This window comes from Ruegeria sp. BHSB056, assembly GCF_059613305.1.
On sequence record NZ_JBXWSG010000022.1, the window covers coordinates 14,102 to 30,819 of the forward strand.

The window sequence follows — 16,718 nt, forward strand, 5'->3', positions numbered from 1 at the left end:
GCCGGACAGCCTAGTTTGAGGTCAGCGTTATAGCAGCGCCCGCCTCAGGCTCAAGCCGGGGACGCAAGCCCAGCAGAGGTGCCACGCGACCAATAAGTTCGGCAGCTACAGGCACCGCGGTCCAGCCTGCGGTGCGGCGTTTTTCGCCGTATGCCACGATTGAGGGTTCATCCAGCGTGACGATCAGCACATATTTCGGATCATAAGCCGGGAAGATCGTTGCGAAAGTAGCGATGACCTTGTCTTCGTAATACCCGCCGCGCGGTTTGGGCTTGTCTGCCGTGCCGGTCTTTCCAGCCACGTCATACCCTTTCACCTCGCCAAAGCTGGCAGTGCCATCCGTCACCACCTTGCGCAACATTTTCTGCGCCTGACGCGCGGTTCCCTGCGACATCACACGGGGGCCGTATTGCGGGCCGTTCTGGCGCAGGATGGTCGGGCTGACATAGTGCCCACCGTTGGCAATCGCGGCATATCCCGCCGCCAGATGCATCGGGCTGGTTGACAGGCCATGGCCGTAGGAAATGGTTACGGTGCTCAGCTCGCCCCATTTCTTTGGCTTCAGCGGCACACCTCCCGTGGCCTCGACAATCTCAAACGGGGTCGGGTCGAACATGCCGAGCGCATTCAGAAAATCCTGCTGCCGCTGCGCGCCGATCTGCAACGCCAGACGCCCGGTGCCACGGTTCGAGCTGTGGACGATCACATCCGCCACGCTGATCTTGCCGTAATTCTTGCCGTTGAACTCTCCGATCGGGAAGCGCCCGATCTTCATCGGGCCGGATGTATCGATGATGGTGTTCGAGTTTACCAGCCCAAGTTCAACCGCCTGCGCGGCGGTGAAAATCTTGAAGACCGATCCCAGCTCGTACACACCCTGCACATAGCGGTTGAACAGCGGGCTGTCCGAGGGATCAAACCCCGAGGTCGGCGGGCGTGGGCGATCATTGGGATCGAATGAGGGCAGCGAGGCGGCGGATAAAACCTCGCCCGTATGCGCATTCATCAGAACCGCCGACGCACCCTTGGCGTTCATGATCTTCATACCGCCATAGAGCACCTGTTCGACCGCGGCCTGAATGGTCAGGTCCAGCGACAGTTGCAGCGGCTTGTTGCCATTGGCCGGGTCGCGCAGATAGTCGTCAAACTGCTTTTCCACCCCGGCCACACCGATCACCTCGGCGGCGCTGACGCCCTCGCGGCCAAAACCGGACCCGCCGAGGATATGCGCGGCCAACTTGCCATTGGGATAGAGGCGCATCTCGCGCGGGCCAAACAGGATGCCGGGATCACCGATGTCGTGAACGGCCTGTTTCTGTTCGGGCGAAATGCGTTTCTTGATCCACAGGAACTTGCGCTTGCCAGTGAAATCCTTGACCAGACGCTCTTTATCCAGATCGGGGAAGATCGCGACCAGCTGATCCGCTGCCGCAATCGGATCGATCATCAGTGGCGGCTGCGCGTAGACGGAATAGGTATCCAGATTGGTGGCCAGAATGCGCCCTTCGCGGTCGACGATATTGGCGCGCTGCATGGCAATCGCGGCCCCCGGCGCATTGGCCAGTGGCTCCTGCACCTCGGACGTTGCCAACATGCCCATGCGGACGCCAACCACCGAGAATGCGCAGAAGAAGAACAGCCCCAGCACCAGCAGACGCCCTTCGGCGCGGGCGCGGGCGCGGTCTTTCATGTCTTCGTGACGTTTGCGGATATTTTCACGCTCGATCGCCTTTGGGTTTTCGCCACGGGCGCGGGCGTCAAGGATACGGGCCAGTGGACGAAGGGGCGTGCGTGTCATGGGATCTGCACCTCGCCCAAGGCCTGAATGTCGGTGATGGCCTGCAATTCAATCGGGTCAACGATGGGCAGGTCCGGGTCTTCGGCAAAGGCGATCTGATCGGCGCGCCCGAACTGTTCGGCCCGCAGAGGTAGCAGACCAAGGCGTTCAAAATTCAGGTCCGCCAGCTCTCGCAGCCGGTCGGGGCGGTTCAAATAAGCCCATTCGGCGTTCAGGACCGCCAGCCGCACCTGCGCCATGCCGATCTCGCGTTGCAGGGATTGCGTTTCCTTCACCACCTGTTGGGTGCGATAATTCTCCTGATAGGCCCAAAGCGCCAATCCGAACACGGACAGAGCAGTCAACACATACAAAACACTCTTCATCTTGCCCTTCCCCCAAGTTGAGGCATTCCAATGGCGCGGGCCTCAATTTCCCCCGCCGGAGCATCGGTGCGGATCGCGACACGCAGCTTGGCCGAGCGCGCGCGCGGGTTTTCCTGCAATTCCTGTTCGTCGGGTCCTACGGCCTTGCGGGTCTTCAGCGTGAATTGCGGCTGGTCCTGTTCCATCTCGGGCGCATAGCGGTTCGCACGCCCTGTTTTGCCCGCGCGCGACTGAAAGAACCGTTTGACCATCCGGTCCTCGATGGAATGGAAGGTGACAACAGCCAGCTGCCCACCGGGTTTCAGCGCACGTTCGGCGGCCATAAGGCCCTGAAACAGCTCTTCATATTCGGCATTCACCGCGATCCGCAGACCCTGAAAACTGCGCGTTGCGGGATGCGATTGCCCCGGTTTCGGGCGCGGCAGACAGGATTCGACAATCTCGGCCAGACGCAGGGTGGTTGTGATCGGCGCCTCGGTTCGCGCCCGGACAATCGCCTTGGCAATCCGGCGGCTGGCGCGTTCTTCGCCATAGTGGAACAGGATATCGGCCAGTTGCGCCTCGGTCGCCGTGTTTACCAGATCGGCGGCGCTTTCGCCTTGCTGGCTCATCCGCATATCCAGCGGACCGTCCTTCATGAAAGAAAACCCGCGCTCGGCCTGATCCAACTGCATCGAGGACACGCCAAGATCCAGTACAACGCCATCCAGATCCTGCGCGTATTCGTCCATGCGTGAGAATACGCCGGGCTGCATCACCAGCCGGTCGCCGTAATCCTGCGCCCAATCTGCCGCCATTTCAAAGGCCAGCGGGTCACGGTCTACACCGATGACCTTGTGTGCCCCGGCCTCCAACAGCCCGCGCGTATAGCCGCCCGCGCCAAACGTGCCGTCCAGCCAGATGCCCGTGACCGGCGCAACCGCAGCCAGCAAGGGGCGCAGCAGAACGGGGATATGTGGTTTTTCAGATGAGGACGCAGCGCCGGCCATGCCGTTACGCATCCCCGGTGCCGTCTAGGAACTGCATCGGATCAAAATCGTCCGGCAGATCATCCATCCATTCTTCGGTCTTGGCCAGTTCCTCGACCTCGTAGGTCTCGGGCTTCCAGATCTGAAAGGTGTCGCCTGCGGCAATAAAGAACGCCTCGCCTTCGAGACCGATCTTGCTGCGCAGCTTGGCGGGCAGCACAAGGCGCCCGGTTTCGTCCACGTTGGTCGGGAAGGACTGACCATGGAACATGCGCTGCAACATCCGCCGCTGCATCGAGCCGCGCGGCAGGGCATCGATCTTGGCATCAACCTCGTCAATCGCCTGCATGGTATAACATTCAAGGAACTTGCGGCGGTGGTCGCCATAGACAATCACCAGTTCGGGGTTGTCACCGGGCTGCCAGTTGGGATCGGACGATTCAAGCACACGGCGAAACGAGGCCGGGATCGATACCCTGCCCTTCGTATCCACCTTATGGTGGCTTTCACCTCTAAACCTGCGCGCCAAGACGACTGTCCCTTTCGCTTGCGCCCCACCTTGAATTCACGTTCCCCCCGGATGAAAAACGGCGGGTTGATCTGCTGCCACTGATCAACCCGCCGCATTGACCCGCTTTGCGGGATGTCCAGCTGCGCGCGCCACCTGGGGGGATGTCTGCTCGCCCGCGCGCCGGATCTCTTGGTTGATGAAAGCGAGATGCCTGTATGAAACCTGAATATTTTTGGTCGGGGTCGTTTGGTGCCCCTGCTGCCTCGTCCTCATCGGATGTATAAGGGATGACATGGGAATTCATGGAAATCAATAGGAATTTTGCGCAACGTGTCATGAGGAACACGGCCAGACTGGATTGTCACTGAAGGATTCGAGCTTCGTGACACCAGTTTTAGCGGGTGGCGAATAACACACCCCTATATATTGGGAAATTCATCGGTCGAAATTTTTCCCGCGATTTCCCAAGAATTTTGCCCACTTTTCTTTTGGACTGGAAATATTGGCCTCAAATGCACAATCAGCCCTTCGAATCGTTCAGAATTTCGGGTCGTTTTCCAGCAATCTCCCCCACGCGACCACATCGCCCCATGATTTCCCACGCGCGATTCACCCAAGCCTTGTCAACATCGGAACGGATATGTTTTGCCCAATTTCCCGCCGAGTGCGCTCAATTCAGAGGCAGGCCATCGGGAAGGGCCAGATGCCGCCGACAAAGCTGACCTAGGGTCGACCCCATATTTTCAAGGCGCATCGCGGCAAGAAGAAAAAACTGAGCCAATCTATGCATTTGCTGCATAGCAGCATTGATGTCGTGACCTATTGTGCAATTGCAGCATTTGCCTATCTTCAATCTCAAGTAAGGGCCGGACGATACCGGCAAGACAAAAAGATACGGATGATGAGCATGGCAGTCGCAAGCACGCATACAGCAGTAAAGAACGCACCGGCGTTTGGTTTTGGCGCAGTTCTGGAAAACGCAAAGACCCGGTTCGTACGCTATCGCCTGTACCGCCAGACCGTCAATGAACTGTCCGCTCTGTCGAACCGCGAGCTGGCCGATCTTGGCCTGCACCGCTCGATGATCCGCCGTGTTGCGCTGCAGGCGGCAAACGAACAAACCGCGCGGTAAGCGCGAAACGCATACTGAGATCAGGCCCTTCCTCCTCCCTTAGGGTCTGTAATCAGCGGCAACGTCTTCCTCCTCCCTGACGTTGCCGCACCTTATACCGGCCTCAACCTGCCGGACACGGATACATCGGGGCGTCCTCCTCCCTGCCTTGATGTTGAAAGCGCGCGGCGATGTCTTCCTCCTCCCTGACATCGCCGCGTCTTCCTCATACCGGGTTCAAACCCGGGCTCGCATACATCAGGGCTCTCCTCCTCCCTGCTCTGATGTTGACAAGACGGCGGTTCCCTCTCCTCCTCCCTGGGAACCGCCGTTTTTTGTTTTTCGGACACTGGTGTAGGATGGCGTCCTGACTTCTGATGCGGAGGATGCCATGGCCGCCTATTTCATTGCACAGATCAACATTCACGACCCGGACGGGTACCAGGCCTATCTGGCGGGTTTCATGCCGATCTTCGACCGCCACGGCGGTCGCCTGCTGACGGTCTCATCCAAACCGGTCGAACGGATCGAAGGCGATTGGCCCGAATGCGGGATTGTGTTGATGGAGTTTCCGGATCTTGCAGCAGCGAAAGCCTGGAAGGACGACCCGGATTACATTGTGCTGGCGAAGATCCGACAGGCCACCGCAACCACCAATCTGGTTCTGGTCGACGGGATATGACGGTTCAGAACGGGACGTCATCCTTGTTGGTCAGAAAACGCGAGACCACTTTCTTGATACCCGCCTTGTCAAAATCGACCTCGACCTTGTCGCCTTCGATCCCGATCACCGCGCCATAGCCGAATTTCTGGTGAAACACCCGCTCGCCCAGCGTGAAACTGGCCAGTGCGGTGGCGTCGATCACCGTATTGCGGCTTTCGCGGGGTTGCGACATGCCATATTGGCCCTGCCGCGCCTGCAGCCGCCTCCAACCCGGCGAGTTATACACGTTGGCTTCGGCCGCGCGGGTTTCTATGCCCGCCGTCTGATGACCGCCGCCATAAAGACCCGGAGGTGTCAGCACATCGACATGGTCCTCGGGCAACTCGTCAATGAAGCGCGAGGCCATTGAGTTCTGCCATTGCCCAAATACCCGCCTGTTGGCGGCGAAGGAAATCGTACAAACCTCTTCGGCACGGGTGATGCCGACATAGGCCAGACGGCGTTCTTCCTCGAGCCCCTTGAGGCCGGTTTCGTCCATCGACCGTTGCGAGGGGAACAGCCCGTCTTCCCAGCCTGGCAGGAAGACGACGGGAAACTCCAGCCCCTTGGCCGCGTGCAGGGTCATGATCGAGACCTTGGCCCCGTCACCGTCCTGTTCATTGTCCATGACTAGGCTGACATGTTCCAGAAACCCTTGCAGGTTTTCGAAATTATCCAGTTGGTTGACCAGTTCCTTGAGGTTTTCCAGACGCCCCGGCGCTTCGGGGGTCTTGTCGTTCTGCCAAAGGGCCGTGTAGCCGGATTCGTCGAGGATGATCTGGGCCAGCTCGATATGGGTATGCTCGGGCGCGCCATAGCGGATCGGCGAAACCCCATCATCGATAACCGTGTCATCATCGACCTCGATCCGGGGACCGCGTGTCATCGCATTCCACCGGGCCAACCCGTCGATCAATTCGCGCAGGGCTTTGCCGCCCTTGCCCTTAATCAGCCCGTTTTCGACTGCAATCCGCGCACCTTCGACCAGAGACACGCCATTCTCACGCGCCACAATCTGAATGGTCTGCTGCGCCTTGTCGCCCAATCCGCGTTTCGGCGTATTCACGATCCGCTCGAAGGCCAGATCATCTTCGGGGCTGACCACCAGCCGGAAATAGGCCATGGCATCGCGGATCTCCATCCGCTCGTAGAAACGCGGGCCGCCGATCACCTTGTAGGGCAGACCGATGGTCAGGAACCGGTCCTCGAACGCGCGCATCTGGTGGCTGGCGCGGACGAGAATCGCCATCTCATCAAGGTTCATCGGACGGATACCGCGCGTCCCGCCCTGCATGGCGTCGATTTCCTCGCCGATCCAGCGGGCCTCTTCCTCGCCATCCCAATGACCGATCAGGTTGACCTTGTGGCCGTCTTTGGCATCGGTCCAAAGTTCTTTACCCAAACGGCTTTCGTTCCCCCGAATGACGTTCGATGCAGCCGCCAGAATATGCGGAGTCGAGCGATAGTTCTGCTCCAGCCGCACCACATAGGCTCCGGGAAAGTCCTTTTCGAACCGCAGGATGTTGCCGACCTCGGCCCCGCGCCAGCCATAGATCGACTGATCGTCATCGCCCACGCAGCAGATGTTCTTGTGCCCCCCGGCCAGCAGGCGCAACCACAGGTATTGGGCGACGTTGGTATCCTGATACTCATCCACAAGGATGTAGCGGAACCAGCGCTGGTATTGCTCCAGAACATCCGGGTGGGTCTGGAAAATCGTGACCATGTGCAGCAGCAGGTCGCCAAAATCCACCGCATTCAGCTCGCGCAGGCGGGTCTGGTACTGAGCGTAAAGCTCAATGCCCTTGTTGTTATAGGCCCCGGCATCCGCCACAGGCACCTTGTCGGGCGTCAGCGCCCGGTTTTTCCAGTCATCGATAATTCCCGCCAGCATCCGCGCGGGCCAGCGTTTGTCGTCGATGTTGGCAGCCCGAACCAGTTGCTTGAGCAGGCGCAGCTGATCGTCGCTATCCAGAATGGTGAAGTTCGATTTCAGATCGACCAGTTCCGCGTGGCGGCGCAGCAATTTGACGCAAATGGAATGGAAGGTGCCCAGCCATGGCATCCCCTCGGCGGGCTGGCCAAGCAGGCGGCCCACTCGTTCCTTCATCTCGCGCGCGGCCTTGTTGGTGAAGGTCACCGACAGAATCTCGTTCGGGCGCGCGCGCGCCGTGTTGAGCAGATGCGCAATCCGGGCCGTCAGCGCCTTGGTCTTGCCGGTCCCCGCCCCGGCCAACATCAGAACCGGGCCGTCCAGACGTTCGACCGCGTCACGTTGCGCCGGGTTCAGCTCATCCAGATAGGGCGAAGGGCGCACGGCCATAGCCCGCGCCGACAGCGATGCGCCTTCGAAGGCGTCCATTTCGTCAAAACTGCTCATGACCCCAAACTACGCCGGATAGAGGCCGAGGGAAAGAGTTTGTTCACGGCTTGTTCGCAAGGATTTTTCACGTCTTTTTGCATTCAATTCTAAACAAAGATGCCGCTGCCCTGTGGGGCTGTTAACCCTCTGTCAAGTCCTGGCCCGGATGCTGACCCCAATGCTGCGGGAGTGGAACAGATGGAAGCGAAGGAACTGACGGGCGGGTCGTCACGGCTGAAACTTGTGGGCGTTACCCTGATTCTGATCGCGCTGACAGCGGCAGCGGGATGGGGCATCTATGCGGCCCCTGCCCCGGTTGTGGACCGCATGTTGGAATCGGATTTGCGAAAAGACGCCATGCAGCTAAGCCGTCAGGTCGAAAGCCATCTGGACGATCTGGATGCAACGTTTCGGTACCATGAGCTGCACGAGCATGACGCGGAATTCCTGATGCTGCTGCCCGAAACCTCGGACATCTACCGGTTCAAACTGTTTGATGCGTCCGGTCAGGTGTTCTGGTCGACCCGTGCCAGCGATGTGGGGGCCGTGAATACAAAACCGTACTTCCAGTCGGTCGTCGCCGCCGGAAGCATTTATTACAATCACGCGGAAAAACCCGCGGCAGAGGTTGACTCGATCGACAATGACCCAGCCGGACATGCAAGCCCAAACACCAGACATGTGGCCGAGGTTTATACACCAATCGTCAGGGACGGCGTTTTCCTTGGCGCTATCGAATTTTATTCGGACATCACCAATGTCAGAACCCTGTTCATCACGCGCGTGCGCCTGTCGCTGGCGTTGCTGAGCAGTGTCGCATTGCTGGCGCTGACCACGGTCATCCTGATTGTCCACCGCACCAACCGCCGTCAGATGCGTGATCTACACAAGCGCGCCGTGAAAGAACGCGAACTGATGGGAGAGCAGCTTCGCCTGGCGCGCGAGGTGCGCCTGCTGGGCGAGTTGAACGAGTGGCTGCAATCAAGCCGCTCACTGGATGAGCTTTTCGACATGGTGGCGCGCTTTATGACCCATATCCTGCCCGAGGCCGAGGGAAGCGTGTACGTCTATTCCAACTCGCGCGATGTGCTGGACGGATGTGCCAGCTGGAACGGGGGAACGCATAAATCTCATATCCATCCGGAAGGATGCTGGGGTTTGAGGCGCGGCCGGACTTACGAGTTCGGTGCATCCGAGATCGATTTTGTCTGCGAACATGCCGAACCGCATGACGGGCGGCCCTATTTCTGTTTTCCCATTCTGGCCCACGGGGAAACCGTTGGTCTGTTGCATCTGCGCGCGGCTGAGGGGCGCGAGGCCTGTTTCCATAAAAGCCGCAAACTGGCGCAGCTGTGCGCCGAACAGATCAGCATGGCAATCGCCAATGTCCGTATGCGCGATCAACTGCATGACCAATCGGTGCGCGACCCGCTGACCGGGCTGTTCAACCGCCGCCACATGACCGAGACATTGCGCAAGGCCATCAGCCGTAGCCAGCAGACCGGCGCCGCGCTGAGCCTGATTGCCGTGGACGTCGATCACTTCAAGAAATTCAACGACACGCATGGTCATGACGCCGGAGACATGGTGTTGCGCGCGGTCGGCGCGGCGCTGGAACAGGGCTGCGACCGGGACGAGATCGCCTGCCGCATCGGCGGTGAGGAATTCATGCTGATCCTGCCCGACAACAGCCCCGAAGATGCCATGACCCGGGCCGAGCAGTTACGCCAGTCGGTCGAGGCGGTCATTGTCCGCTATGGCGAAAAGGCCCTGCCCCGTATCACAATCTCGGTCGGGGTCGCGCATTACCCCGCCCACGGCACCATGCCGCAGGATCTGATGCGTGCCGCGGATGATGCGCTGTATGTCGCCAAGGACAAGGGGCGCAATCAGGTTCACGTCGCCGCCGGAGCGCTGGAGCAGGCCGGGCGCGTTCCCGCAACGGATAAACGCCCATCGCCGGAAGCCGCTTGAAAACCTTGCCGAATCGCCCCGCAGGTCGGATCAAACCTTATGGACCTGCACAGCACTTATCCCGGTATTCCCGATCTGAAACGCCGCGCACGCCGTCGGCTGCCGCACTTCGTATGGGAATACATCGACAGTGGCACCGGGATAGAAACGGCGCGGCATCGCAATCGAAAGGCGCTGGATGATGTCCGTCTGAGCCCCTCGATCCTGCATGGGGAGCTTGAATTCGATACGTCAGTGAAAATCCTGGGCGGCACCTGTCCTTTGCCCTTCGGTATTGCGCCGATCGGGATGTCCGGGCTTGTCTGGCCTGATGCAGAGCGGTTGCTGGCACAGGCCGCCGCCAAGGCAGGCATTCCCTATTCGCTATCGACGGTGGCCAGTCAGAGCCCCGAAGACCTGGCCCCCTATCTGGGCGAGAACGCGTGGTTCCAGCTGTACCCGCCAAGGGACCCAGAAATTCGCATGGACATGCTGAACCGGGCGCGCGGGGCCGGATTTCGAACTCTGGTTCTGACCGCTGACGTCCCTGTCGCCTCGCGCAGGGAGCGGCAGACGCGCTCGGGCCTGCGGCAGCCGCCGAAACTGACACCGCGCCTGCTGGCACAGATCGCCCAAAGACCTGCATGGGCCCTGGGCATGCTGCGCAGCGGCGTTCCGCACATGCGCACACTGGACAAGTATATCGATGACCCTGGTGATCTGCCGCCGACGGCCCATGTCGGATACCTGCTGCGGACCTCGCCGGATCTGGATTACGTCAAATGGCTGCGCGATCATTGGGATGGACCGTTCGTCGTGAAAGGCATCCTGCGCCCCGAGGACACGGACAGGCTGGAACAGGTGGGTGTGGACGCCCTGTGGGTGTCGAATCACGGGGGCCGACAGTTCGACGCGGCCCCGGCCAGCATCGAGGTTCTTCCCGCAATCCGGAGCGCGACCCGCCTGCCGCTGATTTTCGACAGCGGTGTCGAAGGCGGGCTGGATATCCTGCGTGCGCTGTCGCTGGGCGCGGACTTTGTCATGCTGGGGCGTGCTTTTTTGTACGGTCTTGCGGCACTTGGCGCCAAAGGCCCTGCTCATGTGATCGATATCCTGAGGCAGGATCTGCACGCGAATATGGGCCAGATGGGACTGGCCGATCTGTGTCAGTTTGAGACGAAACGCTAAATTATTGATGCTGCAACGCGGCATCCCTATAAGTGTGCCGAGGCCAAAGGGCGTTTGCGAGCGATAACATGCCGGTTCTACCCAGAAGAACGGATGTACCTGTGCGTATTCTCCGCCCAATAAGACGCCCAAACACCAAAGACCGGGACCTGATATGACAGACTTCAACAAGATCCTGATCGCCAATCGCGGCGAGATTGCCATCCGCGTCATGCGCGCAGCAAACGAGATGGGCAAACGCACCGTCGCTGTTTACGCTGAAGAAGACAAACTGGGCCTGCACAGGTTCAAGGCGGATGAGGCCTATCAGATTGGCGAGGGCATGGGTCCGGTCGCGGCGTACCTGTCAATTGACGAGATCATCCGCGTGGCCAAGCATTGCGGCGCGGACGCGATCCATCCGGGCTATGGCCTGCTGTCCGAAAACCCGGATTTCGTGGATGCCTGTGTCAAGAACGGCATCACCTTCATCGGCCCCCGGGCCGAGACCATGCGCGCATTGGGTGACAAGGCCAGCGCGCGGCGCGTGGCCATCGCGGCCGGTGTGCCTGTCATTCCGGCCACCGAGGTCCTGGGTGATGACATGGACGCGATCCGCAAGGAGGCCGCCGAGATCGGATACCCGCTGATGCTCAAGGCGTCCTGGGGTGGCGGCGGACGCGGGATGCGCCCGATCCAGTCGGAGGATGAGCTGGAAGAAAAGGTTCTGGAAGGCCGCCGCGAGGCTGAGGCCGCCTTTGGCAATGGCGAAGGCTATCTGGAAAAGATGATCACCCGTGCCCGCCATGTCGAGGTGCAGATTCTGGGCGACAAGCATGGTGAGATTTATCACCTTTATGAACGCGACTGTTCAGTCCAGCGCCGGAACCAGAAGGTCGTCGAACGTGCACCTGCCCCTTACCTGAGCGAAGAACAGCGCGCTGAGATTTGCGAACTGGGCCGCAAGATCTGCGCCCATGTGAATTACGAATGCGCGGGCACTGTCGAGTTCCTGATGGATATGGAGACCGGAAAATTCTACTTCATCGAGGTGAATCCCCGGGTCCAGGTCGAACACACGGTCACCGAAGAAGTCACCGGGATCGACATCGTTCAGGCGCAGATCCTGATCGCCGAGGGCAAAACGTTGGCCGAAGCCACCGGCGCCGCCAGCCAGGCCGAGGTGCATCTGAACGGTCACGCGCTGCAAACACGGATCACCACAGAAGACCCGCAGAACAACTTCATCCCCGACTATGGCCGGATCACCGCTTATCGCTCGGCCACGGGCATGGGCATTCGTCTGGATGGCGGCACGGCCTATGCGGGCGGTGTCATTACGCGGTATTACGACTCGCTTCTGACAAAGGTCACCGCCTGGGCGCCGACGCCCGAGAAGGCGATCAGCCGGATGGACCGCGCCCTGCGCGAGTTCCGTATTCGCGGCGTCAGCACCAATATCGATTTCGTCATCAACCTGCTGAAGCACCCGACTTTCCTGTCGAATGAATACACCACCAAATTCATCGACACGACGCCGGATCTGTTTGCCTTCAAGCGCCGCCGCGACCGGGGCACCAAGGTTCTGACCTATATCGCCGATATCACGGTGAATGGTCATCCCGAAACCAAGGACCGCCCCGAGCCGCGCGCCGACCTGAAAGTCGCCAAGCCCCCCGCGCAGAAGGCCGAGCCGCGGATGGGCACGCGCAACCTGCTGGAGCAGAAAGGCCCGCAGGCCGTGGCGGACTGGATGAAAGCGCAGCGGCAGCTGCTGATCACCGACACAACCATGCGCGACGGGCACCAGTCGCTGTTGGCGACCCGGATGCGGTCGATCGACATGATCAAAGTGGCGCCGACCTATGCCGCGAACCTGCCGCAGCTGTTCTCGGTCGAGTGCTGGGGCGGTGCGACGTTCGACGTGGCCTACCGGTTCCTGCAGGAATGCCCATGGCAGCGTCTGCGCGACCTGCGCGAGGCAATGCCGAACCTGATGACACAGATGCTGCTGCGGGGCGCAAACGGGGTTGGTTACACCAATTATCCCGACAACGTGGTGCAGGAGTTCGTGCGCCAGGCATCGAAGAACATCGACGTCTTCCGCGTCTTCGACTCGCTGAACTGGGTCGAGAACATGCGCGTTGCGATGGATGCTGTTATCGACAGCGGCAAGATCTGCGAGGGTACCGTTTGTTACACTGGCGATATTCTGGACCCTGACCGCGCCAAATATAACCTGAAATACTATGTCGGAATGGCCAAAGAGTTGCGCGACGCAGGCGCGCATGTTCTGGGTCTGAAGGATATGGCGGGCCTGTTGAAACCTGCCTCGGCCAAGATTCTGATCCGGGCGCTGAAGGAAGAGGTTGGACTGCCGATCCACTTCCACACCCATGACACGGCCGGTATCGCCAGCGCGACCATCCTTGCCGCCTCTGAGGCGGGCGTGGACGCGGTGGATTGCGCGATGGACAGCTTCAGCGGCAACACGTCCCAGGCAACGCTGGGCACCGTGGTCGAGGCGCTGCGCCATACCGACCGTGACACCGGGCTGGACATCAAGGCGATCCGCGAGATCAGCGATTACTTCGAGGCTGTGCGCGGTCAATATGCGGCCTTCGAATCAAGCCTGCAGGCCCCGGCGTCCGAGGTGTATCTGCACGAAATGCCGGGTGGTCAGTTCACCAACCTCAAGGCGCAGGCGCGCAGCCTGGGTCTGGAAGAGCGCTGGCACGAGGTCGCGCAGATGTACGCCGATGTGAACCAGATGTTCGGCGATATCGTAAAGGTAACGCCCTCGTCGAAGGTTGTTGGCGATATGGCCCTGATGATGGTCAGTCAGGGACTGACCCGCGAGCAGGTCGAGGATCCGGCGACAGATGTGGCCTTCCCCGACTCGGTCGTCGACATGATGCGCGGCAATCTGGGTCAGCCTCCGGGCGGCTTCCCGAACACCATCATCAAGAAGGTGCTGAAAGACGAGGTTCCCAACACGCAGAGACCCGGCAAGGATGTGCCCCCGGTCGACCTTGAAGCCACCCGCGCCGAGCTGTCCAAGCAGTTGGAAGGCAAAGAGGTCGATGACGAGGATCTGAACGGGTACCTGATGTATCCCAAGGTGTTTCTGGATTACATGGGCCGTCACCGGATTTACGGCCCGGTCCGCACCCTGCCCACGCGCACCTTCTTTTACGGTATGGAGCCCGGCGAAGAGATCACGGCCGAAATCGACCCCGGCAAGACGCTGGAAATCCGGTGTCAGGCTATCGGCGAGACGGATGAAAAAGGCGAGGTCAAAGTGTTCTTCGAACTCAACGGCCAGCCGCGTGTGATCCGGGTGCCGAACCGGATGGTCACATCAACCACTCAGGCGCGCCCCAAGGCCGAGGTCGGCAACCCCGATCATGTCGGTGCGCCGATGCCCGGTGTTGTGGCCACAGTCACTGTGACCGCGGGCCAGCAGGTCAAGGAAGGTGACATGCTGCTGACCATCGAGGCGATGAAGATGGAAACCGGCATCCACGCCGAGCGTGATGCGACCGTCAAAGCCGTGCACATCCAACCCGGCGGCCAGATTGACGCAAAGGACCTTCTGATCGAACTGGAATAAGCCATAAAACAATCTAATGTTCATCAGGCCGTGTGGGAGACCACACGGCCTTTTCTATGATTGAGCGGAGACCCATTATGCTTGCAATCACCCCGATCTATGCGGCCCTGATCGCAATTCTCTACGTCGCACTCAGCGTCAAAGTGATCCTGCAACGACGCAGCGACAAAATCTCGGTCGGGGACGGCGGCAGCAAGCTAATGATCAAGGCGATACGGACACACTCGAACTGCGCCGAATACGCCCCGATTTCCCTGCTGCTGATTGCTATGGTCGAGTTGCAGGGCGCGGCCGGGGTTTTGGTCCATCTGCTGGGGCTGATGTTGCTGGCGGGGCGTCTTTTGCATGCGTACGGATTTGGACGGACGCCACAGATCGTCATCCTGCGGCAGGCCGGCATGAGCCTGACATTCCTCGCCATTCTGGGTGCGGCCTTGGCAAACCTAATACTGGCGCTTTAGGCCGTCTGGCGGGTGTTACCCTGCCAGAACGGTTGTTTCGATCTGCGGTGCGCCCAGCAGAACCGGTGTGAACCGGTCATGTTCATGCCGGTCCGGTTTCAGGATGGCAGCGCCGATCAGAATCATCGCGGCAAGCATCACGATCTTCAGGTCTGCAACGGATATCATGACGGCACCTCCTGCCTGTGTTTTGTTGATTTGAGTTACGGGTTGAACGGGTCACGGGCCGGATTCCGTCGAAAAGATTTTTCCCGCTTTTTGTGTTTTTCCGCTTGCAGCCCCGCGTGGGAATTTATACATCCCTCCTCACTCAACGGCGCGGGCGTAGCTCAGGGGTAGAGCATAACCTTGCCAAGGTTAGGGTCGGGCGTTCGAATCGCCTCGCCCGCTCCATTGAGAGGTCTTCGGACCACATATGTATCTGATGCGGGCGTAGCTCAGGGGTAGAGCATAACCTTGCCAAGGTTAGGGTCGGGCGTTCGAATCGCCTCGCCCGCTCCAGATACCAAACCTTCCGAACATGCTGGTTCTTCTGCCCCCGTTGCGGCATTCTGAATGCAATTTGCAACACGGGATGTTCGCATGTCTGATTATGTTATCCGCCCCTTGACCGCTGATGAGTTGCAGGAGGCTGTGGATTGGGCCGGGCGTGAGGGGTGGAATCCGGGCCACCACGATGCCTTGTGTTTTCGCAGTACTGACCCTTACGGGTTCCTGGGCGGTTTTCTGGATGGCGAAATGATCGCGTCTGTCTCGGCGGTGAATTATGACGATGATTTTGCCTTTTTGGGCTTCTACATCGTCAAGCCGGAATACAGGCACCATGGTCACGGGCTTGAGATTGCGCAGCATGCGCTGGCCCATTGCACCGGGCGCAACATGGGTCTTGATGGCGTGGTCGAGCAGCAGGACAACTACCGGAAATCCGGATTCGCCTTTGCCTATAACAACTACCGCTTTTCGGGGCGGGTTGCAGATATCCTGCGCGCGCTGGCACCGACCGCTGGTGTTGACGTGCTGAGCACGGTTTCTGATGCGTTAAGGGACTATGACCGTCAGCTTTTCCCAGCCCGGCGCGATGCGTTCCTGCATGGTTGGCTGAGCGCAAGCGGCCATGTGTCCCGCGTGTTTTCCGAAGACGGGCAGATCAAAGGCTATGCCACGCTGCGCCCCTGTCAGACTGGATACAAGGTCGGGCCGCTGTTTGCGGACCGCACCGACATTGCCGAAGCGCTGCTTGCAAGCGTGTTAAAGGCTCTGCCCGAAGATCAAAGCGGGCAAGAGGTGTTCATCGACATGCCACAACCCAACAACGCCGCCTTTGCATTGGCCGACAGGCTGGGGCTTGTGAAAGTGTTCGAAACGGCCCGGATGTATTCCGGCGATCAGCCGGATATCGACCTGAGCCGCATCTATGGCGTGACAACGTTTGAGTTGGGTTAGAACGCCTTGAACGTCATCGTCGTCAGCGAGCGTTCGATATCGGGAATCACCAGCAGGTGTTCGTTGATGAAATGGCCCACATCCTCGGTTTCGGGGATGTAGAGCTTGAGCATCAGATCAAACTCACCGCTGGTGGAGTAAAGCTCTGAATGTATTTCGCGCAGGGCGATTTCCTCGGCGACCTTGTAGGTGGTGCCGGGTTTGCAGCGGATCTGGATGAATACGCAGGTGGACATGGCTTGGCCCTGTTGGTTCATGTTGTC

Annotated in this window: 14 protein-coding genes and 2 tRNA genes; 9 read left to right on the forward strand and 7 right to left on the reverse strand. The window is 59.7% G+C overall.

Annotation, left to right across the window (positions count from 1 at the left end; translation table 11 throughout):
- Nucleotides 1-10: 10 nt before the first annotated feature.
- The 4 genes from AC2FND_RS07940 to mraZ are packed head-to-tail and all read right to left on the reverse strand — an operon-like array spanning nucleotide 11 to nucleotide 3,660.
- Nucleotides 11-1,798 (reverse strand): peptidoglycan D,D-transpeptidase FtsI family protein, encoded by a 1,788-nt coding sequence (locus AC2FND_RS07940; protein ID WP_480486299.1) that lies wholly within the window; start codon nucleotides 1,796-1,798, stop codon nucleotides 11-13.
- Nucleotides 1,795-2,163: a cell division protein FtsL gene (ftsL, locus tag AC2FND_RS07945; RefSeq protein ID WP_209504535.1), complete on the reverse strand. Its 369-nt coding sequence runs from the start codon at nucleotides 2,161-2,163 to the stop codon at nucleotides 1,795-1,797. Before ftsL ends, AC2FND_RS07940 begins: the two co-directional genes overlap by 4 nt.
- The gene (rsmH, locus tag AC2FND_RS07950; protein WP_496768991.1) at nucleotides 2,160-3,152 is read right to left on the reverse strand and encodes a 16S rRNA (cytosine(1402)-N(4))-methyltransferase RsmH; all 993 of its coding nucleotides are present in this window, start codon (nucleotides 3,150-3,152) and stop codon (nucleotides 2,160-2,162) included. The genes ftsL and rsmH overlap by 4 nt, the downstream gene beginning before the upstream one ends.
- 4 nt (nucleotides 3,153-3,156) lie before the next feature.
- Nucleotides 3,157-3,660, reverse strand: a complete 504-nt coding sequence (gene mraZ / locus AC2FND_RS07955; protein ID WP_209504537.1) for a division/cell wall cluster transcriptional repressor MraZ — start codon at nucleotides 3,658-3,660, stop codon at nucleotides 3,157-3,159.
- 889 nt (nucleotides 3,661-4,549) lie between these two features.
- On the opposite strand from mraZ, the gene AC2FND_RS07960 reads away from it, so the two are divergent.
- Complete coding sequence (locus AC2FND_RS07960) at nucleotides 4,550-4,774, forward strand: DUF1127 domain-containing protein (RefSeq protein ID WP_209504538.1); 225 nt, start codon at nucleotides 4,550-4,552, stop codon at nucleotides 4,772-4,774.
- A 370-nt stretch (nucleotides 4,775-5,144) separates the two neighbouring features.
- Nucleotides 5,145-5,435 carry a DUF1330 domain-containing protein gene (locus tag AC2FND_RS07965; RefSeq protein WP_496768993.1) on the forward strand — a complete coding sequence of 97 codons (291 nt, stop codon included), beginning with the start codon at nucleotides 5,145-5,147 and terminating at the stop codon, nucleotides 5,433-5,435.
- 4 nt (nucleotides 5,436-5,439) lie between these two features.
- Here AC2FND_RS07965 and AC2FND_RS07970 read toward each other — a convergent pair whose 3' ends face one another.
- The gene (locus AC2FND_RS07970) at nucleotides 5,440-7,836 is read right to left on the reverse strand and encodes an ATP-dependent helicase (protein WP_496768995.1); all 2,397 of its coding nucleotides are present in this window, start codon (nucleotides 7,834-7,836) and stop codon (nucleotides 5,440-5,442) included.
- A 180-nt stretch (nucleotides 7,837-8,016) separates the two neighbouring features.
- On the opposite strand from AC2FND_RS07970, the gene AC2FND_RS07975 reads away from it, so the two are divergent.
- The 4 genes from AC2FND_RS07975 (at nucleotide 8,017) to AC2FND_RS07990 (ending at nucleotide 15,012) form a co-directional block, all read left to right on the forward strand.
- Nucleotides 8,017-9,792, forward strand: coding sequence for a sensor domain-containing diguanylate cyclase (locus AC2FND_RS07975; protein WP_496768997.1), 1,776 nt, complete (start codon nucleotides 8,017-8,019; stop codon nucleotides 9,790-9,792).
- A 39-nt stretch (nucleotides 9,793-9,831) separates the two neighbouring features.
- Nucleotides 9,832-10,959 carry an alpha-hydroxy acid oxidase gene (locus tag AC2FND_RS07980; protein WP_496768999.1) on the forward strand — a complete coding sequence of 376 codons (1,128 nt, stop codon included), beginning with the start codon at nucleotides 9,832-9,834 and terminating at the stop codon, nucleotides 10,957-10,959.
- A gap of 154 nt (nucleotides 10,960-11,113) precedes the next feature.
- Nucleotides 11,114-14,551, forward strand: coding sequence for a pyruvate carboxylase (locus AC2FND_RS07985; protein ID WP_496769001.1), 3,438 nt, complete (start codon nucleotides 11,114-11,116; stop codon nucleotides 14,549-14,551).
- Between the two features lie 77 nt (nucleotides 14,552-14,628).
- Nucleotides 14,629-15,012 (forward strand): MAPEG family protein, encoded by a 384-nt coding sequence (locus tag AC2FND_RS07990; RefSeq protein ID WP_496769003.1) that lies wholly within the window; start codon nucleotides 14,629-14,631, stop codon nucleotides 15,010-15,012.
- A 15-nt stretch (nucleotides 15,013-15,027) separates the two neighbouring features.
- Here the strand turns inward: AC2FND_RS07990 and AC2FND_RS07995 are convergent, their stop codons facing one another.
- Nucleotides 15,028-15,180 (reverse strand): hypothetical protein, encoded by a 153-nt coding sequence (locus AC2FND_RS07995; RefSeq protein ID WP_209597812.1) that lies wholly within the window; start codon nucleotides 15,178-15,180, stop codon nucleotides 15,028-15,030.
- 150 nt (nucleotides 15,181-15,330) lie between these two features.
- On the opposite strand from AC2FND_RS07995, the gene AC2FND_RS08000 reads away from it, so the two are divergent.
- The 3 genes from AC2FND_RS08000 (at nucleotide 15,331) to AC2FND_RS08010 (ending at nucleotide 16,455) form a co-directional block, all read left to right on the forward strand.
- Nucleotides 15,331-15,405: transfer RNA gene (locus AC2FND_RS08000), tRNA-Gly, on the forward strand.
- Between the two features lie 33 nt (nucleotides 15,406-15,438).
- Nucleotides 15,439-15,513 (forward strand) — tRNA-Gly (locus tag AC2FND_RS08005).
- A gap of 81 nt (nucleotides 15,514-15,594) precedes the next feature.
- Nucleotides 15,595-16,455 (forward strand): GNAT family N-acetyltransferase, encoded by an 861-nt coding sequence (locus tag AC2FND_RS08010; RefSeq protein WP_496769004.1) that lies wholly within the window; start codon nucleotides 15,595-15,597, stop codon nucleotides 16,453-16,455.
- On the opposite strand, the gene AC2FND_RS08015 is transcribed toward AC2FND_RS08010, so the two are convergent.
- Nucleotides 16,452-16,691, reverse strand: a complete 240-nt coding sequence (locus tag AC2FND_RS08015; RefSeq protein ID WP_209504547.1) for an Lrp/AsnC family transcriptional regulator — start codon at nucleotides 16,689-16,691, stop codon at nucleotides 16,452-16,454. The genes AC2FND_RS08010 and AC2FND_RS08015 overlap by 4 nt on opposite strands.
- Between the last annotated feature and the right edge of the window lie 27 nt (nucleotides 16,692-16,718).

Bases quoted from the DNA above. Each gene is read 5' to 3' on its own strand.
- AC2FND_RS07940 (WP_480486299.1), bottom strand. From the start codon at position 1,798: ATGACACGCACGCCCCTTCGTCCACTGGCCCGTATCCTTGACGCCCGC.
- ftsL (WP_209504535.1), bottom strand. From the start codon at position 2,163: ATGAAGAGTGTTTTGTATGTGTTGACTGCTCTGTCCGTGTTCGGATTG.
- rsmH (WP_496768991.1), bottom strand. From the start codon at position 3,152: ATGGCCGGCGCTGCGTCCTCATCTGAAAAACCACATATCCCCGTTCTG.
- AC2FND_RS07960 (WP_209504538.1), top strand. From the start codon at position 4,550: ATGGCAGTCGCAAGCACGCATACAGCAGTAAAGAACGCACCGGCGTTT.
- AC2FND_RS07965 (WP_496768993.1), top strand. From the start codon at position 5,145: ATGGCCGCCTATTTCATTGCACAGATCAACATTCACGACCCGGACGGG.
- AC2FND_RS07970 (WP_496768995.1), bottom strand. From the start codon at position 7,836: ATGAGCAGTTTTGACGAAATGGACGCCTTCGAAGGCGCATCGCTGTCG.
- AC2FND_RS07975 (WP_496768997.1), top strand. From the start codon at position 8,017: ATGGAAGCGAAGGAACTGACGGGCGGGTCGTCACGGCTGAAACTTGTG.
- AC2FND_RS07980 (WP_496768999.1), top strand. From the start codon at position 9,832: ATGGACCTGCACAGCACTTATCCCGGTATTCCCGATCTGAAACGCCGC.
- AC2FND_RS07985 (WP_496769001.1), top strand. From the start codon at position 11,114: ATGACAGACTTCAACAAGATCCTGATCGCCAATCGCGGCGAGATTGCC.
- AC2FND_RS07990 (WP_496769003.1), top strand. From the start codon at position 14,629: ATGCTTGCAATCACCCCGATCTATGCGGCCCTGATCGCAATTCTCTAC.
- AC2FND_RS07995 (WP_209597812.1), bottom strand. From the start codon at position 15,180: ATGATATCCGTTGCAGACCTGAAGATCGTGATGCTTGCCGCGATGATT.
- AC2FND_RS08010 (WP_496769004.1), top strand. From the start codon at position 15,595: ATGTCTGATTATGTTATCCGCCCCTTGACCGCTGATGAGTTGCAGGAG.
- AC2FND_RS08015 (WP_209504547.1), bottom strand. From the start codon at position 16,691: ATGTCCACCTGCGTATTCATCCAGATCCGCTGCAAACCCGGCACCACC.